This is a genomic window from Variovorax sp. LjRoot84 (assembly GCF_964254305.1).
Lineage (GTDB): Bacteria > Pseudomonadota > Gammaproteobacteria > Burkholderiales > Burkholderiaceae_C > Variovorax.
Window position 1 is genome coordinate 210,450 of the sequence record NZ_CAXUTE020000001.1, and the last position, 24,118, is coordinate 234,567.

23 protein-coding genes are annotated in these 24,118 nt (G+C 69.2%); 11 read left to right on the forward strand and 12 right to left on the reverse strand.

Features of this window, described 5'->3' with window-relative positions; translation table 11 throughout:
• Positions 1–126 precede the first annotated feature (126 nt).
• From ACSQ9I_RS01125 to ACSQ9I_RS01135, 3 genes are all read right to left on the reverse strand, one after another.
• Entirely contained in the window at positions 127–1,245 is a 1,119-nt protein-coding gene (locus ACSQ9I_RS01125; protein ID WP_436312002.1) for an IS110 family transposase, read from the reverse strand.
• Positions 1,246–1,375: 130 nt separating this feature from the next.
• Entirely contained in the window at positions 1,376–1,840 is a 465-nt protein-coding gene (locus ACSQ9I_RS01130; protein ID WP_436312003.1) for a CopD family protein, read from the reverse strand.
• 20 nt (positions 1,841–1,860) lie between these two features.
• Positions 1,861–3,288 (reverse strand): PLP-dependent aminotransferase family protein, encoded by a 1,428-nt coding sequence (locus tag ACSQ9I_RS01135; RefSeq protein ID WP_436312004.1) that lies wholly within the window; start codon positions 3,286–3,288, stop codon positions 1,861–1,863.
• Between the two features lie 88 nt (positions 3,289–3,376).
• Between ACSQ9I_RS01135 and ACSQ9I_RS01140 the strand changes: the two genes are divergently transcribed.
• On the forward strand, positions 3,377–4,126 hold the full coding sequence (locus tag ACSQ9I_RS01140; protein ID WP_436312005.1) for an NAD-dependent epimerase/dehydratase family protein: 750 nt from the start codon (positions 3,377–3,379) through the stop codon (positions 4,124–4,126).
• Positions 4,123–4,638 (forward strand): cupin domain-containing protein, encoded by a 516-nt coding sequence (locus tag ACSQ9I_RS01145; protein ID WP_436312006.1) that lies wholly within the window; start codon positions 4,123–4,125, stop codon positions 4,636–4,638. Before ACSQ9I_RS01140 ends, ACSQ9I_RS01145 begins: the two co-directional genes overlap by 4 nt.
• Before the next feature lie 10 nt (positions 4,639–4,648).
• Here the strand turns inward: ACSQ9I_RS01145 and ACSQ9I_RS01150 are convergent, their stop codons facing one another.
• From ACSQ9I_RS01150 to ACSQ9I_RS01180, 7 genes are read right to left on the reverse strand one after another with little or no spacing between them, the layout of a single operon-like run.
• Positions 4,649–6,649, reverse strand: coding sequence for an amidohydrolase (locus ACSQ9I_RS01150; RefSeq protein ID WP_436312007.1), 2,001 nt, complete (start codon positions 6,647–6,649; stop codon positions 4,649–4,651).
• Positions 6,650–6,654: 5 nt separating this feature from the next.
• Complete coding sequence (locus ACSQ9I_RS01155) at positions 6,655–7,635, reverse strand: tripartite tricarboxylate transporter substrate binding protein (RefSeq protein ID WP_436312008.1); 981 nt, start codon at positions 7,633–7,635, stop codon at positions 6,655–6,657.
• Positions 7,636–7,680: 45 nt separating this feature from the next.
• Entirely contained in the window at positions 7,681–8,040 is a 360-nt protein-coding gene (locus ACSQ9I_RS01160) for a cupin domain-containing protein (protein ID WP_436312009.1), read from the reverse strand.
• 12 nt (positions 8,041–8,052) lie between these two features.
• Entirely contained in the window at positions 8,053–9,051 is a 999-nt protein-coding gene (locus tag ACSQ9I_RS01165) for a quinone oxidoreductase family protein (protein ID WP_436312010.1), read from the reverse strand.
• Between the two features lie 3 nt (positions 9,052–9,054).
• Positions 9,055–9,939: a 3-keto-5-aminohexanoate cleavage protein gene (locus tag ACSQ9I_RS01170; protein WP_093104440.1), complete on the reverse strand. Its 885-nt coding sequence runs from the start codon at positions 9,937–9,939 to the stop codon at positions 9,055–9,057.
• Positions 9,936–10,700: an SDR family NAD(P)-dependent oxidoreductase gene (locus ACSQ9I_RS01175; protein WP_093104439.1), complete on the reverse strand. Its 765-nt coding sequence runs from the start codon at positions 10,698–10,700 to the stop codon at positions 9,936–9,938. The genes ACSQ9I_RS01170 and ACSQ9I_RS01175 overlap by 4 nt, the downstream gene beginning before the upstream one ends.
• A 21-nt stretch (positions 10,701–10,721) precedes the next feature.
• Positions 10,722–11,588 carry a dioxygenase gene (locus ACSQ9I_RS01180; RefSeq protein ID WP_436312011.1) on the reverse strand — a complete coding sequence of 289 codons (867 nt, stop codon included), beginning with the start codon at positions 11,586–11,588 and terminating at the stop codon, positions 10,722–10,724.
• A gap of 137 nt (positions 11,589–11,725) precedes the next feature.
• Here ACSQ9I_RS01180 and ACSQ9I_RS01185 point away from each other — a divergent pair, with 137 nt between their 5' ends.
• The 8 genes from ACSQ9I_RS01185 to ACSQ9I_RS01220 all read left to right on the forward strand — a co-directional run bounded on the left by ACSQ9I_RS01185 (position 11,726) and on the right by ACSQ9I_RS01220 (position 22,196).
• On the forward strand, positions 11,726–12,754 hold the full coding sequence (locus ACSQ9I_RS01185) for a LacI family DNA-binding transcriptional regulator (protein ID WP_436312012.1): 1,029 nt from the start codon (positions 11,726–11,728) through the stop codon (positions 12,752–12,754).
• Positions 12,755–12,797: 43 nt separating this feature from the next.
• A complete protein-coding gene (locus ACSQ9I_RS01190; protein WP_093104436.1) occupies positions 12,798–13,703 on the forward strand; it encodes a LysR family transcriptional regulator in 906 nt (301 codons plus the stop codon).
• A gap of 96 nt (positions 13,704–13,799) precedes the next feature.
• Positions 13,800–14,627 (forward strand): putative hydro-lyase, encoded by an 828-nt coding sequence (locus ACSQ9I_RS01195; protein ID WP_436292305.1) that lies wholly within the window; start codon positions 13,800–13,802, stop codon positions 14,625–14,627.
• A 23-nt stretch (positions 14,628–14,650) separates the two neighbouring features.
• The gene (locus ACSQ9I_RS01200) at positions 14,651–15,616 is read left to right on the forward strand and encodes a TRAP transporter substrate-binding protein (protein ID WP_436312013.1); all 966 of its coding nucleotides are present in this window, start codon (positions 14,651–14,653) and stop codon (positions 15,614–15,616) included.
• Between the two features lie 111 nt (positions 15,617–15,727).
• Positions 15,728–16,261 (forward strand): TRAP transporter small permease, encoded by a 534-nt coding sequence (locus tag ACSQ9I_RS01205; protein WP_093104691.1) that lies wholly within the window; start codon positions 15,728–15,730, stop codon positions 16,259–16,261.
• A gap of 15 nt (positions 16,262–16,276) precedes the next feature.
• Positions 16,277–17,587 (forward strand): TRAP transporter large permease, encoded by a 1,311-nt coding sequence (locus tag ACSQ9I_RS01210; protein WP_436312014.1) that lies wholly within the window; start codon positions 16,277–16,279, stop codon positions 17,585–17,587.
• A 23-nt stretch (positions 17,588–17,610) separates the two neighbouring features.
• The gene (locus ACSQ9I_RS01215) at positions 17,611–18,555 is read left to right on the forward strand and encodes a TRAP transporter substrate-binding protein (RefSeq protein ID WP_436312015.1); all 945 of its coding nucleotides are present in this window, start codon (positions 17,611–17,613) and stop codon (positions 18,553–18,555) included.
• Positions 18,552–22,196, forward strand: coding sequence for a hydantoinase B/oxoprolinase family protein (locus ACSQ9I_RS01220; RefSeq protein ID WP_436312016.1), 3,645 nt, complete (start codon positions 18,552–18,554; stop codon positions 22,194–22,196). Before ACSQ9I_RS01215 ends, ACSQ9I_RS01220 begins: the two co-directional genes overlap by 4 nt.
• On the opposite strand, the gene ACSQ9I_RS01225 is transcribed toward ACSQ9I_RS01220, so the two are convergent.
• Positions 22,193–22,390, reverse strand: coding sequence for a DUF1127 domain-containing protein (locus tag ACSQ9I_RS01225; RefSeq protein WP_436312017.1), 198 nt, complete (start codon positions 22,388–22,390; stop codon positions 22,193–22,195). The genes ACSQ9I_RS01220 and ACSQ9I_RS01225 overlap by 4 nt on opposite strands.
• Positions 22,391–22,490: 100 nt before the next feature.
• Between ACSQ9I_RS01225 and ACSQ9I_RS01230 the strand changes: the two genes are divergently transcribed.
• Complete coding sequence (locus tag ACSQ9I_RS01230) at positions 22,491–23,381, forward strand: LysR family transcriptional regulator (protein WP_436312018.1); 891 nt, start codon at positions 22,491–22,493, stop codon at positions 23,379–23,381.
• Here ACSQ9I_RS01230 and ACSQ9I_RS01235 read toward each other — a convergent pair.
• Positions 23,378–24,046: a Crp/Fnr family transcriptional regulator gene (locus tag ACSQ9I_RS01235; RefSeq protein ID WP_436312019.1), complete on the reverse strand. Its 669-nt coding sequence runs from the start codon at positions 24,044–24,046 to the stop codon at positions 23,378–23,380. The two genes, ACSQ9I_RS01230 and ACSQ9I_RS01235, sit on opposite strands and share 4 nt — an antisense overlap.
• Positions 24,047–24,118: the final 72 nt, after the last annotated feature.

Below are 24,118 nucleotides of genomic sequence, written 5' to 3' on the forward strand. Positions count from 1 at the left end.
TTCGTCACGGGCCTGCCTCGCTCTAGAGTCGGGGATCTGCCTTGCGGTGCCCTTGTAGGAGCCTCGAGGGTTGCCCTATCGTTGCTCGTATCGCATCGCCAGATCGATCCGGGTTGCTCCGTTTCTTCAGCTTGACTCGACTTTCTCGCGCTGCGCCTGCATGCCGATGGCCCAGACGAAGCCGGCCAGCTCTCTTGCGACTGCGACGCAGGCCTTGTTGGCTTGCAAGCCACGCGCATTCAAAGCGGCAAACCGCTGAGTCAGCCGCAGCTGCGCCGTCCAGGCCATCCTTCGTATCGGTTCGGACAACGCTTGTTGTCGAATCTGCGCTTGTTTGCAGATGCGCGCCTTGAAGCGGTAGTTCCAGGCGGCTTCGGTCAGTAGTCGGCGCGCGTGCGCGTTGCCCGTCTTGGTGATGCTGCCGCGGCTCGTGCGCTCGCCGCTGGAATGCTCTGACGGAACCAGCCCGAGATAGCCCATGAGCTTGCGCGGATGCGCAAAGCGCCCGAGGTCGCCGATCTCGGCCACCAACCCAATCGCTGTGATCGCGGCTACACCACGCAGTGCCTGCAGCGCACCGACCACCGGTTCGAAGCGCCAGCCAGCAATGGAGGACTGCAGCGCCTTCGTCAGCCGATCGACGCGATCGTCTGCCGCCGTCACGGCTTGCCAGTATTCGGTGAACGCCGTCTGGGCGGCGCCGGCGCCGAAGTTCAGCGTCCCCAGCCAGCGGTAGTAGGCACCGCACCACGACGTCTTGCCGGTGTAGCGCACGTCGTGGCGCAGCAAGAAGCCCTTGAGCTGGTGGCGGGCCTGGACGCGACTGTGGACCGCGTCTTCGCGCGCCCGTGACAGGTCACGGATCGCTTCGTCGTCTGGATCGGGGATCCACACGGCGCTCAACTGCCCGGCGCGCGAGCACTCGGCCAGTTGAACGCTGTCACGTCCGTCGGTCTTGACTCGGTCGCCAGGACGCCGCGGGATCTGCGACGGGGCAATGATCTCGCAGCTGTAGCCCTTGGCCTTTAGCGCTCGCTGCAGTCCGAAGCCCGTCGGACCCGCCTCGTACACGATGTGCAGTTGCTCGGGGGAGCCGACCTTGGCCAGCACCTTCAGCAGCTTGTTCACGTCGTGCGTGACCTTGCCAACCAGTCGTCCAGGCGCTCGGCCCGGCTCGGCCGCTGCCACGCTGATGCTGTCCTTGTGGACGTCCAGGCCCACGTGAATCTTGGTACGCTCTTCCATGGTCGGTCTCCTTGTTGCTGACGGCGCAAGCCACAGCATGTAGCTCTACGCGCCTCGGCGCGCAACCTACGATGTTGGAGACCGGCCACCGGGCCCTTGCGGGCGGCGACCATGATGTCTAGCGCGGCCCTCAGAGCGCACGCCCGACGATCGCCAGCGCGAACACCGCCACGCCGAGCGCCAGGTTGGTCGCCACCAGCTTGCGGATGGTGCCGAGATTCGCCGCCGCCGCCGGCCAATCGCGCACCGCGACCGCGCGCTGCAAGCGCGGGTAGGGCGCGAAGCGGACGTGCAGGAACAAGGCCATCATCACCAACCCGACGGCAAGCATGGCATGCACGCTCCAGTGCACGCGCGCGAAGCCGCCCGCAAGCATCAGCGTCCAGAGCCCGCTCGCAAGCAGCACGCCGATGGCGATAGCCACGCCGACGAAAAAGCGCGACAGCGTGTCCGCCATGAAGGGCAACCTGAGCGGCGGCTCGAGCGTGGCAACGGCGGCCGGCCGAACGGCGAAGTGCATCGCGGCCATGCCGCCGACCCAGAAGGCGGCAGCGAGCAGATGCAGGAACAGCAAGATGGCGGGAAGAACGGGCATGGCGAAGGGTAGACCAGAACTCACCCGAGTGCTGCGCGCAGCCTGGCCACCAGCCGGCGCGCCTCGGCGGCCGAGGCGATGTTCGTGAAGCCCATCAGCAGCCCTTGCGCGCCGCCGGCGCCGATGCTGCGCAACGACAGCGCCTGGCAGTTCAAGCCGGCCTGTTGCGCGCGGCCTGCCAGCATGTCGTCGTTGCCGAGACCGTCGAGGCGCGCGATCAGGTGCATGCCGCCGCGGCGAAGGTCGATGCGTACGTGCTCGCCGAAGACCCGCAGCAACTCGGCCGCCAGCGTCGCCCGGCGGCGCGCGTAGAGCAGCCTCATCTTCTTGATGTGGCGCGAGAAATGGCCTTCCTTCAGGAAGTCGGAGACGATGGCCTGCATGAGCTGCGGACATCCGTTGGACCCGATTCGTGCGGTTTCCGCGCAGCGCTCCACCAATGGCTCGGGCACGACCACGTAGCCCAGGGCCAGGCCCGGATAGAGAACCTTGGAGAAGCTGCCGGCGTAGAGCACACGCTCGTGCGTGTCCAGGCTCTTGAGGGCTGGCAGGGGATGGCCGGCATAGCGGTACTCGCCGTCGTAGTCGTCCTCGACGATCCAGGCCTTCGCCTTCGACGCCCAGTCGAGCAGCTGGAGGCGGCGCGCCATGCTCATCGAAAAGCCGAGCGGTGCTTGGTGCGAGGGCGTGACGATGGCCATCCTCGCCTTCGCCGCCCGGCGTGTGCCTTGCGCGACCACGATGCCTTCCTCGTCCACCGGCACCGGCACGCTGCGATGGCCAGCGCTGCGGAGCACTTCGCGCGTCGGCGGAAAGCCCGGGTCCTCGATCCAGACCGTGTCGCCGCGCTGGAGCAGCGCATGCGAGACCAGCGCCAGCGAGGCGCGGTAGCCGGCCGTGACGAAGACCTGCGCCGGCCGGCAAGCGACGCCGCGCGAGACCAGCAGGTAGGCGGCGATGGCTTCGCGCAACGGCCCGTAGCCCGAGGGGTCGCCATAGAACATGTCAGCTGCGCTCATCGAGCGCATCCTGCGCGCCGCAAGCCGCGACCAGAGCTTGCGTGGAAAGGCATCGAGCGCAGGAATGCCCAGCTGGAAGGGCAGCGGCACCTCGGCCGCGCCCGGCGGCGCACCGGCCGGTGCCTTGGCCGAGACGCGGCCGGCGCGCACCGGCCTGCGCTGTGCCAGATGCGGCGAAACCACGGTGCCCGCCTGCCCGCGCGCAACGAAGTAGCCCTCGCCCGCCAGCTGGCCGTAGGCGGCCTCGACCGTTGCGCGCGCCACGCCGAGCTCGCCGGCGAGGCTGCGCGCCGAGGCCAATCGATCGCCCGGCCTGAGCATGCCTTGTTCGATGGCGGCGCGAAATCGTTCGTAGATCTGCCGGTACAGCGGCGCCTGCCGCGTCCTGTCGAGCTCCAGCATGCCGGTAGGGAAAGGGCGCTTCATCATGGCCTGGTCATTCTGTCGATTCTTGGCTCTTTTGCCTGGGGCATCGTAGACCTAAGCTGGACGCCGTGAACTTGAAAGAGAACATGCAATGAGCGAGAAGACGGTATTTCTGGCCGGCGCCACGGGCGCCATCGGCAGGGCCCTCGTGCCGTTGCTGACCGGCGCGGGCTACACGGTGCATGGCAGCACCCGGCGGGTGGAAAGGGCGAAGGCGCTGGAGGCGCGGGGCGTGCAGCCGGTGGTGATCGATGTCTTCGATGCGCCGGCACTGGCCGCGGCCCTGAAGCGCATCGCGCCGGCGGCCGTGATCCACCAGCTCACCGACCTGCCGGGCAGCCTGGACCCGAAGGCGATGGCCGAGGCAGTGGTCCGCAATGCGCGCATTCGCACCGAGGGCACGCGCAACCTGGTGGCGGCGGCGCTCGCGGCCGGCTGCGGCCGCATGATCGCGCAGAGCATCGCCTGGGCCTATGCGCCGGGTCCCAAGCCCTGCCGCGAGGAGCAGCCGCTCGACCTCGATGCGCAAGGCAGCCTCAGTATCAGCGTGCGCGGCGTGGCCGCGCTGGAGCAATCGGTGCTGGGCTCGGCCGCGTTGAAGGGCACCGTGCTGAGATACGGGCAGCTCTATGGACCGGGCACTTGGAGGACGGCGCCCGAAGGCACGAGCCCGGTTCACGTCGAGGCCGCGGCCTGGGCCCCCCTGAAGGCGCTTCAGCGCTCGCCGGGCGGCAGCATCTTCAACATCGCCGAGGATGGCCCGGAAGTCAGCAGCGAAATGGCCAAGCGCGAACTGGGATGGCATGCCGGGCTTCGCCTGCCGCAAGGAGCGATGCAATGAACGCGTTCTCCCTTCACGGCCGTCGCGGCGCCGGGCTCGCCGCGCTGCTCCTGGCCGCCGGCTGGATGCTGCTGGCACCCGCGGCGCCGCGCTCCGCGGTGCAATGGTTCGGGGATCTCTGCACCTCGCTCGGCCGGCCGATGTTCGCGTCGGCCGCAACGACGGCGGGTGCCGGCGCGCGGCCCGCGACCATCGTCAAGCCGCTGTCCTGCGAGCCCTTGCCGAACGTGCCGGGCAAGAACGTGACGACCGTCAGCGTCGAGTTTCCGCCGCTCGCCTACTCGCCGGCGCACCGGCATCCGGGCTCGGTGACCGCCGTCGTGATCGAGGGGACTGTGCGCTCGCAGCTTGGAGGCACTCCCGCGCAGGACTACCGGGCCGGCCAGACTTTCTTCGAGCCGCCGGGCACGCTGCACGTGTTCGCGGAGAACCCCGACCCCGTGCGCAGCGCGAAGCTGCTCGCCTTCTTCGTCACGGACGAGAACTGCGGGCCGCTCCTGATTCCCGAGTGAGCGCGGCGCCTCAGATCGCCGCGCAGCCGCACCGGTAGCGCCAGGCACCCCGGTCGCCGATGATGATCGGAGCCGTTGCAGCGCTGCCGCAGCAGCCCGTGCCATGCGACGACGCGGTGCTGCCGGCGCGGCGGTGCTGGTAGCCGCCGTAGACATTGACCGGCAGCCAGTCGGGCATCGGCTTGACGGTGGCCGGTGCCTGTGCCGCGAAGGGTCCGCTCGCGTGCACCACCTCGCCGCCGACCATGGTGAGCACCGCCGTGATGTCCTTGATGGCGTCCTCCTTGATCGCGAAGAAGTCGTCGGACAGCACCGCGAAATCCGCCAGATTGCCGGGCGCGATCGAGCCCTTGCGGGCGTCCTCGCCGGTCAGTGCCGCACCCTCGAGCGTCCACATCCGAAGCGCGACCTCGCGGCTCACCAGGTTGCGCTCGGCGTTGAGCCGCGTGTCGCCCAGTGTCTTGCCGGTCACCAGCCAATGCAGCGAGACCCAGGGGTTGTAGCTGGTCACGCGGCTCGAGTCGGTGCCGCAGGCCACCGGCAGGCCCATGGCGCGCATGCGGCCGATCGGCGGCGCATCGGCCGCGGCCTCGCGGCCCCAGGTCTGCGCGTACACCTCGCCGTCCAGCGACATGCGGTTCTGGATCGCGATGCGGCCGCCCATCGCAGCCACGCGCTCCATCGAGCGCGGCGACAGGCCTTCGCAATGGTCGAGCGCCCAGCGCAGGTTCTTGAGCGGCACCTCGCGGTTCACCTTCTCGAGCACGTCGAGGATGCGCGCGGCCGTGCCGTCGTAGCTCGCATGCATGCGGATCGGCCAGCCCTTGCCGGCGAGGTAGGTCGCCACTTCGGTCAGCTTCGATTCCATGATGGCGGGCGCCTGCGCGACGCTCTTGCCGAAGTTGGCCGGATCGGTCGCGGCCCACAGGATGTATTCGCCGGCGCCCACCATGCGCAGATGGTCGTCGCCCTGGCCGGGCGAGACTTTCTGCGACCACAGCTTGTAGTCGTCGATCTCCTGGCCCGGGCGCTGCGCGAACAGGTTGTAGGAGATGCGCAGCGTCATCCGGCGTTCGCTCGCGAGCCGCTGGATGCCGCCGTAGTGCTCCGGGTAGTTCTGCCCGCCGCCGCCCGCATCGACCACGCTGGTGAGGCCCAGCCGGTTCATCTCGCGCATGTAGAGCTCGGTCGACAGCGCCTGGTCCGCATCCGACAGCTTGGGCACGCGCGCGAACAGCGCGACCAGCCCGCCCAGGCTGGTGGTGTTGACCACCAGGCCGGTCGGGTTGCCGGCGGCGTCTTTTTCGAGGGTGCTGCCGAAGGGATTCGGCGTGTCGCGGTTCCAGCCGAGCACGCGCAAGGCCGCGCGATTCAGGAACGCGCGGTCGTAGAGGTTCATGACGAAGCAGGGCACCTCGCCGGTGGCGGCGTTGATCTCGTCCAGGGTCGGCAGCCGCTTCTCGCGGAACTGGTAGGGCGAGAAGCCGCCCACCACCTGCACCCAGTGCGGCGGCTGGGTGCGCAGCGCCTGCTCGCGCAGCATGCGCAGCGCATCGGCGAGCGTTGGCACGCCGTCCCAGCGCAGCTCCTGCGTGTAGGTGAGCCCGCCGCGGATGAAGTGCGCATGCGAGTCGATGAGGCCCGGCGTGATGCAGCGGCCCTCTGCATCGATGACGCGCGTGCGCGGGCCGACCCAGCGCGAGATCTCGCGGTCGCTGCCGACGGCTGCGAACCGATCTCCCGCGATGGCGAAGGCCTGGGCACGCGGTGTCTTCGCGTCCATGGTCGCGACGCGGGCGTTCAGCACCACGGTGTCGGCCGGCGCCGTGGGCGAGGCGGTGGCGCAGCCCGGGAGCCAGAGGCTGGACAGGCCTCCAGCCGCGGCGCCAAGCGAGGTGCGAAGGAACTGCCGGCGCTCCGGTGCCGCAACGGCGGCGTCTTCGGCGTGCGCGCATTCCGCGTCGCACCAGTGCTGCCAGGCGCGTGACGACGCGCCGCCGAACAAGCTCATGGCCTTCAATCGACCTTGATGCCGGCCGCCTTCACGACCTGCTGCGCCTTCGCGGTCTCGTCGACGATGAACTTGTCGAACTGGGCCGAGGGCATGGTGAAGGGCTCGGCGCCGAGCTTGTCCAGGCGCTCCTTGAGATCCGGCGCCGCCATGATCTTCGCCACCTCGGCCTGCAGCCGGTCGACCACCGGCTTCGGCGTCTTGGCCGGCGCGAACAGGCCGACCCAGAACAGGTACTCCGAGCCGGGCACGCCGGCCTCGACCGTGGTGGGCAGCTGCGGCATCACGCCCGAGCGCTTGCCGGTGCCGACCGCCAGCGCCCTGAGCTTGCCGTCCTTGACCAGCGGCAGCGCCGACACCATCGGCGCGAAGAACCAGTCGATGCGCCCGCCCATCACCTCGGTCATCGCCTCAGGCGTGCCGCGGAAGGGCACGTGCTGCGCCTGCACGCCGGCGGCCAGGCGGAACACCTCGGCGTTCATGTGGGTGGCCGAACCGTTGCCGGCCGAGCCGTAGTTGAAGCCGCCGGGCTTGGCCTTGACCTGCGCGACCAGGTCCTTCACGTCGGCAAAGCGGTTAGGCGCCACCACCAGCATGTTGGGCAGGCTCGCCATCGGCGTCACGCCCGCGAAGTCCTTCAGCGTGTCGTAGGAGAGGTTGGGATAGATGGAAGGATTGACCAGGTGCCCCGCCGAGTGGACCAGCAGCGTGTAGCCGTCGGCCAGCGCCTTCGCCACCTGCGCGGCGCCCAGCGTGCCGCCGGCGCCCGGCTTGTTGTCGATGATCACGCTGGTGCCCAGCGCCGGGCCGAGCCGTTCCGCCACCAGCCGCGCCACGATGTCGGTGCCGCTGCCGGCGGTGAAGGGCACGATCAGCTTGACGGTCTGGCCGCGCGGCCAGTCGCCTTGCGCATGCGCGCCGGTGAAGGCGCAGGCGGCGAGCGCCGCTGCGATCAGTTGGCGGCGGCCGGGTAGGAATGTCGTCATGGCTTTGTCTCCGTTGGAATCGTTGGGGGGAAAGTGAAGAAGGGCTCAGCCGGCGGGCGGCGCGTTCGCCATCACCAGCGCGACCAGCACGGGCCGGTTGCTGCGGTTCACGAGCTGCCGCTTCTCGCCCGGCGCGAAGCGGCAGGAGTCGTAGGGGCCCAGCACCTGCTCGTCGCGCCGGCCCTCGAACTCGGCCACCACGTGCAGCTGACCTTCGAGCACGAGGTAGAGCTTCTCGAGCGGCGAGCCGTCGAGGCCGGTGTGGCCGCCGGGCAGGATCTGGCTCATGCCCATCCACATCTGCAGCGAAGGCCCGGCCTCCTTGCCCTGCAGGCGCAGGCAGCGCATGTCGAAGTGGTTGGGCGCCTCATAAGTCGGCGCCTGTTCGAAACGGGTGACGTGCATGGCGTTGTTTCCTCAGGGGCGCAGCACGACGCGGTCGGTGCTGCCCGAGAGCACCAGGCGGTAGGCCTCGGCCGCGTCTTCGAGCGCGTAGGCGCCCGCCACGGGGAAGGGCTTCAGCGTGCCGCGCTCGAAGCCCTCGCGCATCGCATCGAGCTGCCCGGTGGCGGCCACGCAATCCAGCGCCAGCGAGTCGATGCCCACGTAGGTGTGCATGCCGCGGTAGAAGGCGAAGATGTCGAAGGGCACGGCACGGTCGTGCGTGGCGATGAAGATCTGCGTCGCACCCTTGGCCATGGCCTTGTTCGCGGCCTCGAAGTAGGCGCTGCCGACGGTGTTGTAGACGATGTCGGCGCCGCGGCCGTTCGTGAGTTCGCGCACCTGGGCGGCGATGTCGCCGGCGCCGGCATCGATCACGTCGACCGGGCCGCTCGCGAAACCTTCGAAGGGGCCGGCGCGCCGCTGGACCGCGATCGCGCGTGCGCCGCCTTGCGCAGCGAGTTGCACGGCTGCTTGCCCGACCTTGCCGTTCGCGCCCAGCACCAGCACCGTCTGGCCCGCCTGCGGCATGCCGCTGCGGCGAAAGCCTTCATAGGCGGTGACGAAGGGCACGCCGACGGCGCCGGCCTCGTCCATCGAGATGCTGCGCGGCCGATCGCGCAAGGCCTCCACCGGCAGCAGCAGGAAGCGCGCGTGCGAGCCGTCGCGCGTGATGCCGATATCGCCGCCCGAGCCGTAGACCTCGCGGCCCACCCATTCGGTCGGGCCCGCGACCACCACGCCCGCGAAGTCGCGTCCCGGCGTGCGCGGCCACACGGCTTGCGGCATCAGGCCCAGGCTGGCCTTCACATCGCTCGGGTTCACGGCGGCCGCGCCGACGCGCACCACCGCGAAGCCGGGCTTGGCGACGGGCTCGGGCTGGTCCGCGAAGTCGAGCTTCAATGCGTCGAGGTTCGCGGCCTTTTCGCGGACGCGCACGGCGCGTGCGACCGTCGTGTTGAGCACGGCGTTCATTGCTCAGCGCCCTCCCGCCAAGCCGAGCATCGTGCGCGCCTCGCGCGCACTCGCCACGTCGCCGCCGAGGCTCCGGATGATGTCGCGCGCCTTGGTCACCAGCTCCGCGTTGCTCTTCGCGAGCACGCCCTTCTCGAGATAGATGTTGTCTTCCATGCCGACGCGCACATGGCCGCCCAGCAGCCAGGCCTGCGCCACGATCGGGAACTCCATGCGGCCGATGCCGAAGGCGCTCCAGAAGGCGCCGGGCGGCAGCATGCTGCGCGCGTACATCACGGCCTCGGGCGTCGGCATGAAGCCGTACTTCACGCCCAGCACCAAGGTCCACATCGCGGGCCCTTCGAGCGTGCCGTCGGCGATCAGGTCCAGCGCCATGTGGATGTCGCCGGAGTCGAAGATCTCGAGCTCGGGCTTGACGCCCGCTTCGCGGATCACGCGCGCCATGCGGCGCACGTTCTTCGGCGTGTTGATGACCACGTCCGGGCCCGAGTTCATGGTGTTGAGGTCGAGCGAGCAGACGTCGGGCTTGATCAGCGCGATGTGCTCGACGCGCTTTTCCGGCGGCAAGAGGCTGGTGCCGGGCGCGTAGATCTTGGGGTCGTCCTCGCTCGGCACGAAGCGGCCACCCGGCCCGGTCGTGAGGTTGATGACGACTTCGCGGTTCTGCCGGCGGATGCGGTTCACCACATCGCGGTAGAGCTCGACCTGCATCGAGGGCTTGCCGCTTTCGGGATCGCGCACGTGGATGTGCACCTGGCCGGCGCCGGCCTCGGCCGCGGCCAGGCATTCGTCGGCGATCTGTGCCGGCGTGATCGGCAGGTGCGGCGTCTGTTCGGGCTTCACCAGGTTGCCGGTGACCGCGCAGGTGATCAGAGTTTTGCTGTTCACAGGTGTCTCCCCCCATCGACCACGATGCGCGTCCCGGTCACGAAGCGCAGCGTGGTGGCCAGCGCTTCCACGGTCGCGGCCACGTCCTCGGGCTTGCCGATGCGGCCGAGCGGCGTGGTGCTGGCCATCTTGGCCTTGAACTCTTCGCCGCGGCCCGGCACGAAGGCCGATTCGACCGCGCCCGGCGACACCGAGACCACGCGCACCGCGGGCGCCAGCGCCTTGGCCAGCGCGTCGCCGACCACGTCGAGGCCGGCCTTGGCCGCGACGTAGGCCAGGTTGCTGCCGACGCCGGTGAAGCCGGCGATCGACGAGATGTTGACGATCAAGCCGTCGCCGCTCGCCTTGAGCAGCGGCGCGAAGGCGCGGATGGTGGCGAAGACGCCGCGGAAGTTGGCGGCAAGCAACTCGTCGATGAGTTCATCGCTCAGCGCGTCGAGGTCGCCGGCTGCGATGGGCTGCGTGTGGCCGGCGCTGTTGACCAGGATGTCGCAGCGGCCGTAGCCCTCTTGCACGTCGGCCGCGGCCTTCTGCAGGCTGGGCGTGTCGACGATGTCGGCGCGCAGCGCGGCATGGCGCTGGCCTTGTGCAGTTGGGAGTGCGGTCGCGCGTTCGGCCGCGTCGTCGCCCTTGCGATGCAGCAGCACGCAGCTGGCGCCGAGCGCCGCGAGGCGCTGGGCCGTTGCCCAGCCGATGGCGCCGAGGCCGCCGGTGATGACGGCCACCTTGCCGTCGAGTCGAGGTGTGGGATCGAAGCTCATGCGAGTGAAGTCCGTGGAAGTTCAGGGAATGGGAGGACGGGGAAACTTCATCTCCCCGGGTTCGAGCACGAAGTCGTACTGGAGCGTGGCCTGCTCGCCGCCGCGCTGGGGCTCGAAGCAGCCGATCAGCCTGCGCGTGACGCCGAACACCGGGTCGCTCTCGAGGTTCTCGTCGTCGTCGGCGAAGACCTGGCTGATCAGCACCTTGTGGCCGGGCTTGCTGACCATGAAGTGCAGGTGCGCCGGGCGGTTGGGATGGCGCTGCTGCGCGCGCAGCAAGACGCCGCAGGGCCCGTCGGTCGGCACCGGGTAGCCGGCCGGGCGCACCGTGCGGAAGTGGTAGCGGCCCTCGGCATCGGTCTCGAAGCGGCCGCGCAGGTTCATGTCGTCCTGCTCCGGGTCCTGGTTCTCATACAGGCCGACCGGAGAGGCCTGCCAGGCATCGACGATGGCGCCGGCGAGCGACCGGCCTTGCGTGTCACGCACCACGCCGCGCACCTCGAGCGGAACGCCCGGTGTGCTTGAGCGCGCGATCGACTCGCCGGCCTGGCACAACGGCGCATTGGCGCGCCAGAAGGGGCCCAGCAGCGCGGCCGGCGATTCGCCCTGCGGGTCCTGGTTGTTGAGCAGCGCCACCAGCGTCGAGACGCCCAGCAGGTCGGCGGCCAGCACCACCTCGTTCTTCTTCTCGCCGGTGGCCTGGCCGATGCCGACGATGAATTCGAGCGCTTGCTCGAACTCCTCTTCGGTCAGGTGCACGTCCTTGACGAAGGCGTGCAGGTGGCGGGTGAGCGCGGCCATCACGGTGCGCAGGCGTTCGTCGGGCGTGCGGGCCATCGCGGCGGTCGCGATCTGGAGCACGGAATCGGGGGTGGTCACGATGTTCATGGGGCTGCCTCTTTCTTTGCAAACGTTTGCATATTATGGCGAGAAATAATTTCCGCGCAAGAAAGGGGTTTGCGAGAGCCCCCAATGAAATCAAGGCGATACTCTGTGTTCTCGCCAAGATCAATCGTTTGCAGTAAATGAGCCCTTCACCGTCTTCCCCGGTCACCATCCGAGACGTCGCGCAGGCCGCCGGCGTGCATGTCTCGACCGTGTCGCGCGCGCTCAATCCGGACAAGCGCGCGCTGATCAGCGAGGAGGTGCTGCGCGTGGTGGAAGAGGCAGCGCAGCGCCTGGGCTACCGCCCCAACCGCGCCGCCTCCGCCCTGCGCACCGGCCGCACCCACACCATCGGCGTGCTGGTGCCGGACATCACCAACCCGGTCTTCCCGCCCATCCTGCAGGGCATCGAGGCCAGCGCCGCGGCGCGCGGCTACTTCGTGTTCGTGACCAACGTGATGGACCATGCACTCGCGCGGCCGGTGGTCGAGCGCATGCTGGCGCAGCAGGTCGACGGGCTGGTGATGGCCATCGCCACGCGCGACGATCCGCTGGTCGACTACCTCAAGAAGGCCGGCATGCACACCGTGCTCGTGAACCGCGCCGACGAAAGCGGGCGCCTGCCGGCGGTGGTCAGCGACGACCGGCTGGCGATGAAGCTGGCGGTCGACCACCTGGTGTCCCTGGGGCACCGCCGCATCGCACACCTGGCCGGGCCGCAGAACGTGCCGACCGGCGTCGCGCGCCGGCAGGGCGTGGAGCAGGCACTGCGCGATCGCGGGCTCGAGCTGGCTTGCGTGGCGGAATGCGAAAGCTACAGCCGCGAGGCCGGCCGCAAGGCCATGCAACAGCTGCTGGCGCAGAACGACCGGCCCGAAGCCGTGGTCTGCTGCAACGACCTGGTGGCGCTGGGCGCCTACGACCTGCTGCGCGCGCAAGGCCTGCGCGTGCCGCAGGACATCTCGATCACCGGCCACAACGACATGCCGCTGGTCGACATGGTCGATCCGCCGCTCACCACCATCCGCCTGCCGCATCGCGAGCTCGGCTGGCGCGCGGCCGAGATGCTGTTCGACGAGATCGAGGGCAAGGCGCTGTCGGCCTCCACCGTCGTGCTGCGGCCCGAGCTGGTGGTGCGCGCGTCGACGCGCCAACTGGTGCCGCGCTGAGGCCTGGGCCGAGCGGGCACGGGGCACGGGGGAGAATGGCCCCATGAATCTGCGCTTCGTCGAAGCTTTCCACTGGGCCGTGGCGCTCAAGAGCGTGACGCGCGCGGCCGAGAAGCTGCACCTCACGCAGTCCGCGCTGTCCAGCCGCATCGCCGCACTGGAGCGCGAGCTCGGCGTGCTGCTGCTCGACCGGCGCGACAAGCAGTTCCGCCTCACGGTGGCCGGCCAGCGCTTCCACCGCCTGGCGCAGCGGCTGCTGGAAATGCAGCAGCAGATCAAGTCCGAGATGGGATCGGGCACGGTGCGCGCGCAGGTGCTGCGCATCGGTGCGATCGAGTCGGTGGTCCACACCTGGCTGACCGACTGGCTCAAGCACATGCAGGCCACGCATCCGGACTTCGAGCTGGAGCTCACGGTGGAAACCACGCCGGTGCTGGTCGACCAGCTGCAGCGCGGCAAGCAGGACCTGGTGTTCGCCGCACTGCCGGCCAGCGGCGAGGGCGTGAGCACGCATGCACTGCCCACCATGGAAATGAGCTTCGTCGGGCACCAGGTGCTGCATCCGCGGCGGCTCTACAAGCTGCAGGACCTGTTCGGCTTCGACCTGCTGACCTTCCAGCGCGGCTCGCAGCCGCATGTGGCGCTGCTGGATCTGTTCAGGCGTGCCGGCCTGGAGACGCCGCGCGTGCATGCGATCTCGTCGATCTCTGCGATGGCGCAGCTGGTCGAGGCCGGCTTCGGCATCGCCACCTTGCCCCGGGCTGCGGCCGAGCATCTGGCGCTGCGCTTGCCGCTGCGCGTGCTGAAGTGCGACACCGCGCCGGCGCCGCTGCCGATCCACGCGAGCTACCGCGAAGACCCGACCTCGCACCTGACCGAGGCGGCGCTGGCCTCGGCGTTGCAGTTCGCGTCGCCCAAAACTGGGTCACATAAAAAATCGATGAGCTGAGCAAGAAATTTTGCGTTGGAGTTGGCGCGCGTTAATTTCCACAATGCGTCCCGTCACAGAGCTTTCACACACGAAAGCCTTTTACGAGGATGCACGATGCCCGCAGAACCTACCGCCAACACGAATGCCAGTCCGACTCTTGATGCCGCTTCCGATGCGCTGAGCGTCCGCCGCGCGGCGCGCAGCGGCGCGCTGGCCACGCATACCAGCGGCCTGGCGCGCGAGTACGTGCAGGGCAACGTGGTGATCCTGCCCGAGGCGTTGGCCGGCGATTTCCTGCGCTACTGCCAGCGCAACCCCAAGCCGTGCCCGCTGCTGGCGGTGTCCGAGCCCGGCGATCCGATGTTGCCCGGCCTGGGCGCGGAACTCGACATCCGCACCGACGTGCCGGCCTACCGCGTCTGGCGCGAGGGCGAACTGGTCGAGCAGCCCACCGACATCCGCACGCTGTGGCGCGACGACCTCGTGAGCTTCGTGATCGGCTGCTCCTTTTCCTTCGAGCATGCGCTCTTGGCCGACGGTATCCGGCTGCGCCACGTCGACCAGGGCCGCAACGTCGCGATGTACCGCACCCATATCCAGACCGCGCGCGCCGGCGCTTTCCACGGGCCGATGGTGGTGTCGATGCGGCCGCTCAAGGCCGCCGATGCGATCCGCGCGGTACAGATCACCTCTCGCATGCCCGAGGTCCATGGCGCCCCGGTGCATCTGGGCGACCCGGCCGCCATCGGCATCGCCGACCTGGCCCACCCCGACTACGGCGACGCGATTGAAATCCGCGCCGGCGAGATCCCCGTGTTCTGGGCCTGCGGCGTGACCCCGCAAGCGGCCATCGCGCAGGCCAAGCCGGCGTTCTGCATCACCCACGCACCGGGCGCCATGCTGGTGACCGACCTTCTCAACCGGCAGCTGGGCCGCTGCTGATCCCCATCCCAAGGAGACTCCCCATGAAGATTCGCTTCTCTGCCGCCCTCGTGGCTGCGCTGGCCGCCACCGCCGCCACGGCCCAGACCAAATGGGACCTGCCGTCCGGCTACGGCGCCAACACCTACCAGGTGCAGAACCTGCAGCAGTTCGCCGACGACGTGGACAAGGCCACCGCCGGCAAGCTCAAGATCGCGGTGCACCCCAACGCCTCGCTGTTCAAGGCCAACGAAATCAAGCGCGCCGTGCAGTCGGCGCAAACCCCGATCGGCGAATTCATCCTCTCCAGCGCCGCCAACGAAGCGCCGGTGTTCGGGCTCGATTCGGTCCCCTTCCTGGCCACCAGCTATGCCGAAGCCAGGCGCCTGCACGAGGTGTCGCAGCCCTACCTGACCAAGACGCTCGCGGCGCAAGGCCTGAAGCTGCTGTACGCCGTGCCGTGGCCGCCGCAGGGCCTGTACTCCGTCAAGCCGGTGGCCTCGACCAAGGACTTGAAGGGCACCAAGATGCGCGCCTACAACCCGGCCACTTCGGCCATCGCGCAATCGGTCGGCGCGCAGCCGGTCACGATCCAGCTGGCCGAGCTCAGCGCGGCGCTGGCCACCGGCGGCGTCGACAACTTCCTGACTTCGAGTGCCAGCGGCGTGGACAGCAAGCTCTACGAGCAGGCCAAGTACTTCTACGACGTCAACGCCTGGCTGCCGCGCAACGCGGTGGTGGTGAACCAGAAGGCCTTCGACACGCTCGACAAGGCCACGCAGGACGCCGTGCTCAAGCAGGCCGCCGCCGCCGAGCAGCGCGGCTGGCGCATCAGCGAGGAAAAGGACGGCGAGTACATCAAGCAGCTGGCCGCCAAGGGCATGAAGATCGACGCCACCAGCGAAGTCCTCAAGCAGGAACTCAAGCTCGTCGGCACGCGCATGACCGAGGACTGGCTGCGCGTCGCCGGCGCCGATGGCAAGGCCATCGTGGACGCCTACAAGAAGTAAATCCCCCCACCGGAGACATCCATGCAAACACCGGCACCGAGTGCCACGGTGGAGGGAGCGGCGCGCCTGCCTTCCGACATCGGCACCTTCCCTGCGGCCAGCGCCACCGCGCTGCGCCGCCTGCTCGACGGCCTCTTTCTCGGTGCCGGCATCCTCGGCGCCGGCTGCGTGGCGCTGATCTGCCTGCTGATGGTGGTGCAGAGCCTGGGGCGCCAGTTCGACGTCGCCACCGGCGCCATCACCGACGTGGTGGCCTGGCTGTGTGCGGCAGCCGCCTTCCTGACCATGGCGCATGCCTTCAAGCACGGCGACTTCGTGCGCGTGACGCTGCTGCTCGAAAAGCTCGGACCCGGTGCACGCCGCGTGCTGGAGCTGCTCTCGCTGGGCATCGCGACGCTGGCCACCGCCTACCTGGCCTGGTGGGCCTGCAGGTTCACCTACGAGAGCTGGGCCTTCAACGAAGTGGCGCAAGGCCTGCTGCCGCTGCCGATCTGGATTCCGCAGCTGAGCTTTGCGCTGGGCGCGCTGCTGCTGGTGCTCGCAGTCGTCGACGAATTCGTCATCGTGCTGCGCGGCGGCGTCCCGACCTTTGTGCGATTGGTCGAGGAACGCCATGCGCAGGGCGACTTCTCTTCCGACCTTTGACCTGAGGCCCGAATCATGGACATCCTGATGGTCGGCGGCGTTCTGCTGCTGTTGATGCTGACGCTGCTCTCGGGCGGCGTGTGGATTGCGATGACGCTGGCCATCTGCGGCTGGGTCGGGCAGGCCTTCTTCACCTCGACCCAGCCGGGCCTGAACCTGTTCTCGGCCTTCTGGGAAAGCAACGCGAGCTGGGAGCTCGCCGCGCTGCCGCTCTTCATCTGGATGGGCGAGATCCTGTTCCGCACCAAGCTCAGCGAGGAGATGTTCGAGGGCCTGGCGCCCTGGCTCGGCCGCGTGCCGGGCCGGCTGATGCACACCACCATTCTGGGCTGCGGCATCTTCGGCTCGGTCTCGGGCTCCTCGGCCGCGACCTGCGCGACCATCGCCAAGGTGGCGCTGCCCGAGCTCAAGAAGCGCGGCTACGACGAGAAGATGGCGCTGGGCTCGCTGGCCACGGCCGGCACGCTGGGCATCCTGATCCCGCCCTCGATCACCATGGTGGTCTACGCGGTGGCGGCCGACGCCTCGATCATCCGCGTCTTCCTCGCGGGCTTCCTGCCCGGCTTCGTGCTGATGGCGCTGTTCTCGGGCTACATCATGTGGTGGGCGCTGCGCAACCCGAAGCGCATGCCGCCGGCCGAGCCCGCCATCGGCTTCATCGAGAAGCTGCGCCGCTCGCGCAACCTGATTCCCTGCGGCGCGCTGATCGTCTTCATCTGCTGGGCGCTGGTGGCCGGCTGGGCGACGGCCACCGAATGCGCGGCCTATGGCGTGGTCGGCGCGCTGGTGCTGGCCCTGTGGAGCCGGTCGCTCACCTGGCGCAACTTCGGCGAAGGCCTGATGGGCGCGGCCCGCACCAGCTGCATGATCATGTTCATCCTGGCCGGCGCCGCCTTCCTGACCAAGACCATGGCCTTCACCGGCATCCCGCGCGAGTTGGCGCTGTGGGTCGAAGCCATGCACCTGTCGCCCACGGCGCTGATCGCGGCGCTGGTGGTGGTGTACCTGGTGCTGGGCACCGCGCTCGACGGCATCAGCATGATCGTGCTCACGGCCGCCGTGGTGTTGCCGATGGTGCAGAAGGCCGGCTTCGACCTCGTCTGGTTCGGCATCTTCGTGGTGCTTCTGGTCGAGATCGCCGAGGTCACGCCGCCGGTGGGCTTCAACCTGTTCGTGCTGCAGAACATGACCGGCAAGGACAGCAACCTGATCGCCAAGGCGGCGATTCCCTTCTTCTTCTGCCTGGTGGTGTGCATCGCGCTGATCACGCTGTTCCCGGGCATCGTCACCTGGCTGCCCGACTACGTGATGGGCGTGGCGAAGTGATCGATCGCAGAACACTTTGCGGCATGGCCTGCGCGAGCCTGCTGCCGGCGGCCCGCGCGCAGACCGTCTGGAAACTGGCCACCGGCTATCGGGCCGAGTCCTTCCATGGCGAGAACCTGCAGCAGTTTGCCGCCGACGCGGCGGCTGGCCCGGGCGGGCTGAGGATCGAACTGCATCCGAACAACAGCCTGTTCAAACTGAACGAGATCGCGCCGGCCGTGCGCGCGGGCAAGCTGGAAGCCGGCGAGACCATCATGGCGAGCCTGGTCAAGGACATGCCTGTCGCCGGCGCCGATGCGGTGCCCTTCATTGTGCGCAGCTATGCCGATGCCCGCCGCATGTGGCGCCACCAGCGGCCGGTGATCGAGGCCAGGTTCGCGGCAGCGGGGCTCAAGGTCCTCTACGCGGTGCCCTGGCCGCCGCAGGGGCTCTATACGCAGAAGCCAATCGCCCGCGCGGCCGACCTGCGCGGCGGCAGGATGCGCACCTACAACCGCACCACCGAGCGCATCGCCGAGCTGATGGGCGCCAGTGCCGTCGACGTCCCCATGGTCGAGGTCGGCAAGGCGCTCGCCGACGGCCGCATCGACAGCATGATCACCTCGGCCGTGACCGGCGTGGAGAACCGGGTCTGGGACCACATCAGGCACTACTACGAGATCAATGCCTGGTTCCCCAAGAACATCGTGTTCGCCGGCGAGGCCGCCTTCAAGGCGCTGCCGGCACCCGCGCAGCGCAGCCTGATGAACGCCGCCGAGGCCGCCGAAGCACGCGGCTGGGCCGCCAGCGGAAAGGCCGCCGCCACCTCGGTCGATGAACTTCGCCGGCGCGGCATGAAGGTCGAGCCCATCCCGCCGGATCTGCTCACCGACGTCAAGCGCCTGGGCGAGCGCTTCTCGCTCGAATGGGTGCGCGAGGTCGGCGCCGACGCCAACACCATCTTCGTTCCCTACTTCACCCAGCAATGAACAAGCAAGCACACTCCCTCTGGCAGTTCTGGATCGACCGCGGCGGCACCTTCACCGACCTGGTGGGCCGCGCGCCCGACGGCACGCTGCACACCCTCAAGATGCTCTCAGAAAACCCCGAGCACTACCGCGATGCGGCCGTCGAAGGCATCCGCCGCCTGCTCGGCCTGAAAGCCGGCGAGCTGATCACCCCCGAGCGCGTCGAGTGCGTGAAGATGGGCACCACGGTCGCCACCAACGCGCTGCTGGAGCGCAAGGGCGACCGCACGGTGCTGGTCACCACGCGCGGCTTTCGCGATGCGCTGCGCATCGCCACCCAGGCGCGCCCGCGCCTGTTCGACCGCCACATCGTGCTGCCCGAACTGCTGTACGAGCGCGTGATCGAGGCGAAGGAGCGCATCGGTGCCCAGGGCGACGTGGTCCAGGCGCTCGACGAAGCGGCCCTGCGCGCCTCGCTGCAGGCCGCCTTCGACGCCGGCATCCGCGCCTGCGCCATCGTCTTCATGCATGGCTGGCGCTACGCCGCGCACGAGCTCGCGGCCGAGCGGATCGCACGCGCCATCGGCTTCACCCAGGTCTCGGCATCGCACAAGACCAGCCCGTTGATGAAGCTGGTGCCGCGCGGCGACACCACGGTGGTCGATGCCTACCTCTCGCCCATCCTGCGCCGCTATGTCGACCAGGTGGCGGCGCAGATGCCGGGCGTGCGCCTGTTCTTCATGCAGAGCTCGGGCGGCCTCACGCAGGCGCAGCGCTTCCAGGGCAAGGACGCCATTCTTTCCGGCCCGGCCGGCGGCATCGTCGGCATGGTGCGCACGGCCGTGCAGGCCGGACACGAGAAGGTGATCGGCTTCGACATGGGCGGCACCTCGACCGATGTGTCTCACTACGCGGGCGAGTTCGAACGCGCCTTCGAAACCCAGGTGGCCGGCGTGCGCATGCGCGCGCCGATGATGAGCATCCACACCGTGGCGGCCGGCGGCGGCTCGGTGATCCGCTTCGACGGCGCGCGCCTGCGTGTCGGCCCCGAATCGGCCGGCGCCAACCCCGGCCCCGCGAGCTACCGGCGCGGCGGGCCGCTCGCCACCACCGATGCCAACGTGCTGCTCGGCAAGATCCAGCCGGCCTGGTTCCCCAAGGTGTTCGGCCCCGCGGCCGACGAGGCGTTGGATCGCGAGGCGGCGAGGCAGCGCTTCGAAGCCATGGCACAAGAGATGAGCGACGCCACCGGCCGCAGCGTGAGTGCCGAGGACGTGGCCAGCGGCGCCTTGCAGATCGCGGTGGCGAGCATGGCCAACGCGATCAAGCGCATCTCGGTGGCGCGCGGCTACGACGTCACGCATTACACGCTGCAGTGCTTCGGCGGAGCCGGCGGCCAGCATGCCTGCCTGGTGGCCGACGCGCTGGGCATGAGCACCGTGTACGCGCATCCGTTCGCCGGCGTGCTGTCGGCCTACGGCATGGGCCTGGCCGACCAGATCGCGATGCGCGAGGCGGCGGTGGAGCGCCAGCTCGACGCCGCGGGTCTCGCAGCGGCGGCCGAGGCCGCCGGGCGCCTGCGTGCCGCGGCCGAAGACGAGCTGGCAGCGCAGGGCGTCGGCCGCGCCGGCATCGAAAGCTTCCATCGCGTGCAGGTGCGCTACGAGGGCACCGACACCGCGCTGCCTTGCACGCTGCCGTTGAGCATGACGCCCGACGAAGCGGTCGCCGCGATCAGCGACGAGTTCGCGCAGGCCTACCGCCAGCGCTTCGCCTTCCTGATGCCGGATCGGGCGCTGGTGATCGAAGCCGTCTCGGTCGAGGCCGTGGGCGCCGGCGAACGCAGCGTATCGGCGCCGCAGGCCGATCCGGCCGAGGGCCATCGGCCCGAGCCGGCCAGCCACGTCTCGATGTGCTGCCAGGCCGACGAGCAGCCGGCCGGCTGGCGCCAGGCGGCCCTCCATGTGGGCGAGTCGCTGGCCCCCGGCGCACGCATCGACGGCCCCGCGATCCTGGCCGGCCAGAACGCCACCACCGTGGTCGAACCGGGCTGGCAGGCGCGCGTCACCGCGCTCGGCGTCGAGCTGAAGCGCATCAAGCCGCGCGTATCGGCCCACGCCGTAGGCACCGAGGCCGACCCGGTGATGCTGGAGGTGTTCAACAACCTGTTCATGAACATTGCCGAGCAGATGGGTCTCCGGCTGTCGAACACGGCCTACTCGGTCAACATCAAGGAGCGGCTCGACTTCTCGTGCGCGCTGTTCGACGCCACCGGCAACCTGATCGCCAATGCGCCGCACATGCCGGTGCACCTGGGCTCGATGAGCGAATCGATCAAGACCGTGATCGACGGCAACCCCGACATGCGTGCGGGCGACGTGTATGTGCTCAACGATCCCTACCACGGCGGCACGCACTTGCCCGACATCACGATCGTCACGCCGGTGTATCTGGAGCAGCAAGACGCCAGGCCGTCCTTCTATGTCGCCTCGCGCGGCCACCATGCCGACATCGGCGGCATCACGCCCGGCTCGATGCCGCCGTTCTCGACCACCATCGCCGACGAAGGCGTGCTGATCGACAACTTCAAGCTGGTCGACCAGGGCCTGCTGCGCGAGGAAGAACTGCGCGCGCTGCTGGCCGGCGGCGCCCATCCCTCGCGCAACATCGAGCAGAACCTGGCCGACCTGCGGGCCCAGATCGCCGCCAACGAAAAAGGCGTGCAGGAACTCAGGGCGATGGTCGCGCAGTACGGCCGCGCCACGGTGGCCGCCTACATGCAGCATGTGCAGGACAACGCCGAGGAGTCGGTGCGCCGCGTGATCACCGCGCTGTCCGACGGCGAGTTCACGCTGCCGCTGGACAACGGCGCGCAGATCCGGGTGCGGGTGCGCGTGAACACCACCGCGCGTAGCGCGACGGTCGACTTCAGCGGCACCAGCGCGCAGCTCTCCAACAACTTCAACGCGCCCAGGTCGATCACCATGGCTGCCGTGCTCTACGTGTTTCGCACGCTGGTGGATGACGACATTCCGCTCAACGCCGGCTGCCTGAAGCCGATCCACGTGGTGGTGCCCGAAGGCTGCATGCTCAACCCGACGCCGCCGGCCGCCGTGGTGGCCGGCAACGTGGAGACCTCGAGTTGCGTGACCAACGCGCTGTACGGCGCGCTGGGCGTGATGGCGGCCAGCCAGTGCACGATGAACAACTTCACCTTCGGCAACGCGCAGCACCAGTACTACGAAACCATCTCGGGCGGTTCGGGCGCCGGCTCGGGCTTCGACGGCACCAGCGTCGTGCAGACCCACATGACCAACTCGCGCCTGACCGATCCCGAGGTGCTGGAATTCCGCTACCCGGTGCGGCTCGACAGTTACGAGATCCGCGCGCGCTCCGGCGGCGCCGGCCGCTGGCGCGGCGGCGACGGCGGCGTGCGCAGGATCCGCTTCCTGGAGCCGATGACGGCATCGATACTCAGCAACGGCCGCGACCACGGCGCCTTCGGCATGGCCGGCGGTCAGCCGGGTGCCGTCGGCATCAACCGGGTCGAGCGCGCCGACGGGCGCATCGAAGCGCTGGGCCACAGCGCGCAGGTCGAGATGGCGGTGAACGACGTGTTCGTGATCGAAACGCCGGCAGGCGGCGGCTACGGCACGGCCTAGACGGGTTCGCGGCGCGCGCCGGTGTGGCCGTTCAGCAGCGCCGGCACTTCGCTGCGTCCGATGCCGAGGTCGAGCAGCTCGTGCTCGCTCATGGCCGCGAGCTGCAGCGCCTGGTGGCGCTCGCGGCGCTTGGCCAGCGCACGCGCGAACCAGTCGATAAAGGCTTGCAGCGGTTCCTTTGCGGGCAGATTCATCCTGAGTTCCATCGCGTCTCTCCTTGAGATGCAGTGATGGTGCGACGCCGCGTGCTATTGTGGAAGTTGAGATTTCTGAAGCCACCAATCAGGATTCCTGATGCGACAGCTGAACCTGGACCAACTCCGCACCCTGGTATCGATCGCCGACCTGGGCACCTTCTCCGCCGCCGCGCGGGCGCTGCACCTCGCGCAGCCGACGGTGAGCCTGCACATCAGCGAGCTCGAATCGCGGCTCGGCGCGCCGCTGGTGGTGCGCGGCAGCCGGCGCGTGACGCCCACTGCGGCCGGCGCGGCGCTGGTGGAGCGGGCGCGACGCCTGTTGCGCGATGCCGACGAGGCGGTCGATGCGGTGCGGCGCCAGGCCGAAGGGCGCGTGGGCCGCGTGCGCCTGGGCACCTCGACCGGCGTGGTGGTCGACCTGCTGCCGCAGGTACTCGAAGCGCTGGAGGAGCATCACGCGGGCATCGACGTCGAGGTCAGCATCCTCGGTTCGAACGAGGCGATGTCGCGGCTCGCGGCCGGCACGCTCGACATCGGCCTGGTCGCGATGCCGCAGCCGCCGCTGCGCGACCTGGCGGTCACGCACTGGCGCAGCCAGGCCATGATGGCTTTCGTGCCGCAGCGCTGGAAGGCGCCGAAACGGGCCACGCCGCAGTGGCTGGCCGCGCAGCCCTTGATCTTCAACGACGCCACCACCCACATGTATCGGCTCACGATGGAATGGTTCGCCGCCGCCGGCCACTCGCCGCGCGCCCGCATCGAGCTCAACTACGACGCGGCGATCCGAAGCCTGGTGGCCGCCGGCTACGGCGCCGCGCTGCTGCCGCTGCAGCAGACCACGGATGCGCCGCTCAACGAGCGCATGCAGGTCCTGCCGCTTTCCCCGCGCCTGGTGCGCCGGCTCGGCATCGCGCACCGGCCGCGCGCCACGCTCGACGGCGCCACCGAGAGCGTGCTTGAAATCCTCGCGCGCTTCGGGCAGGCCTAGGCCGTGGCGGCGCGGTGCTCCAGCCGGGCGCGGTCCAGCAGCTCGATGCTGCGGTAGCCCACGCGCAGCGTCCCGTCCTCTTCCCACAGCTTCAGTTGCCGGTTCACGCTCTGGCGCGAAACACCGAGCATGAAGGCGAGGTCTTCCTGCGACACGGCGAGCAGGGTACTGCCGGCGCGCGCATCCAGCGTCAACAGCCGATGCGCGAGCCGGACCGGCAGCGGCATCAGGATTGCGTCGTCGATCCAGGCCAGGGCCTGTCGCAGGCGCAGGCACACCAGCCGCGTGAACGCCATGTGCACGTCCGGACGCGTCGCGATCAGGTGGTGGAAGTCGCTCGCGGCCACCACCGCCATCTCGGTGGCGTCGACAGCGCAGGTGTCGTACACGCGCTCGCGTCCGACCAGGAGCGATACTTCGCCGAACCAGTGGCCGGGCTCGAGCATCGAGATCACTGCCTCGCGCCCGCCGGAGGCGACCACGCTCACGCGCAGCGAACCGCTCACCACGCCGAACAAGGCATCGGGCGAGGAGCCCTTGTGGAAAAGCGAACCGCCGCGTGCCAGCGTCCGGCGATGGGCCACGGCGAGCAGGGTTTGCTGAATGTCTTCGGGCAGGCGCATGTCGTCTGCGCCTTGGCCGGGCGGGGGCGTCGAGTCTGGCATTGCGGGTTTCTCCGGAGAAGCAACTGCCAACAAAGGACAGTCTGCGCGCAGACGCCTGCCGATAGTACCCAC

Coding starts and splice junctions, on each gene's coding strand:
- ACSQ9I_RS01235 (WP_436312019.1), bottom strand. CDS start 24,046: ATGCCAGACTCGACGCCCCCGCCCGGCCAAGGCGCAGACGACATGCGC.
- ACSQ9I_RS01130 (WP_436312003.1), bottom strand. CDS start 1,840: ATGCCCGTTCTTCCCGCCATCTTGCTGTTCCTGCATCTGCTCGCTGCC.
- ACSQ9I_RS01150 (WP_436312007.1), bottom strand. CDS start 6,649: ATGAGCTTGTTCGGCGGCGCGTCGTCACGCGCCTGGCAGCACTGGTGC.
- ACSQ9I_RS01145 (WP_436312006.1), top strand. CDS start 4,123: ATGAACGCGTTCTCCCTTCACGGCCGTCGCGGCGCCGGGCTCGCCGCG.
- ACSQ9I_RS01160 (WP_436312009.1), bottom strand. CDS start 8,040: ATGCACGTCACCCGTTTCGAACAGGCGCCGACTTATGAGGCGCCCAAC.
- ACSQ9I_RS01220 (WP_436312016.1), top strand. CDS start 18,552: ATGAACAAGCAAGCACACTCCCTCTGGCAGTTCTGGATCGACCGCGGC.
- ACSQ9I_RS01200 (WP_436312013.1), top strand. CDS start 14,651: ATGAAGATTCGCTTCTCTGCCGCCCTCGTGGCTGCGCTGGCCGCCACC.
- ACSQ9I_RS01215 (WP_436312015.1), top strand. CDS start 17,611: ATGGCCTGCGCGAGCCTGCTGCCGGCGGCCCGCGCGCAGACCGTCTGG.
- ACSQ9I_RS01195 (WP_436292305.1), top strand. CDS start 13,800: ATGCCCGCAGAACCTACCGCCAACACGAATGCCAGTCCGACTCTTGAT.
- ACSQ9I_RS01225 (WP_436312017.1), bottom strand. CDS start 22,390: ATGAATCTGCCCGCAAAGGAACCGCTGCAAGCCTTTATCGACTGGTTC.
- ACSQ9I_RS01190 (WP_093104436.1), top strand. CDS start 12,798: ATGAATCTGCGCTTCGTCGAAGCTTTCCACTGGGCCGTGGCGCTCAAG.
- ACSQ9I_RS01175 (WP_093104439.1), bottom strand. CDS start 10,700: ATGAGCTTCGATCCCACACCTCGACTCGACGGCAAGGTGGCCGTCATC.
- ACSQ9I_RS01180 (WP_436312011.1), bottom strand. CDS start 11,588: ATGAACATCGTGACCACCCCCGATTCCGTGCTCCAGATCGCGACCGCC.
- ACSQ9I_RS01185 (WP_436312012.1), top strand. CDS start 11,726: ATGAGCCCTTCACCGTCTTCCCCGGTCACCATCCGAGACGTCGCGCAG.
- ACSQ9I_RS01230 (WP_436312018.1), top strand. CDS start 22,491: ATGCGACAGCTGAACCTGGACCAACTCCGCACCCTGGTATCGATCGCC.
- ACSQ9I_RS01140 (WP_436312005.1), top strand. CDS start 3,377: ATGAGCGAGAAGACGGTATTTCTGGCCGGCGCCACGGGCGCCATCGGC.
- ACSQ9I_RS01210 (WP_436312014.1), top strand. CDS start 16,277: ATGGACATCCTGATGGTCGGCGGCGTTCTGCTGCTGTTGATGCTGACG.
- ACSQ9I_RS01155 (WP_436312008.1), bottom strand. CDS start 7,635: ATGACGACATTCCTACCCGGCCGCCGCCAACTGATCGCAGCGGCGCTC.
- ACSQ9I_RS01125 (WP_436312002.1), bottom strand. CDS start 1,245: ATGGAAGAGCGTACCAAGATTCACGTGGGCCTGGACGTCCACAAGGAC.
- ACSQ9I_RS01135 (WP_436312004.1), bottom strand. CDS start 3,288: ATGATGAAGCGCCCTTTCCCTACCGGCATGCTGGAGCTCGACAGGACG.
- ACSQ9I_RS01165 (WP_436312010.1), bottom strand. CDS start 9,051: ATGAACGCCGTGCTCAACACGACGGTCGCACGCGCCGTGCGCGTCCGC.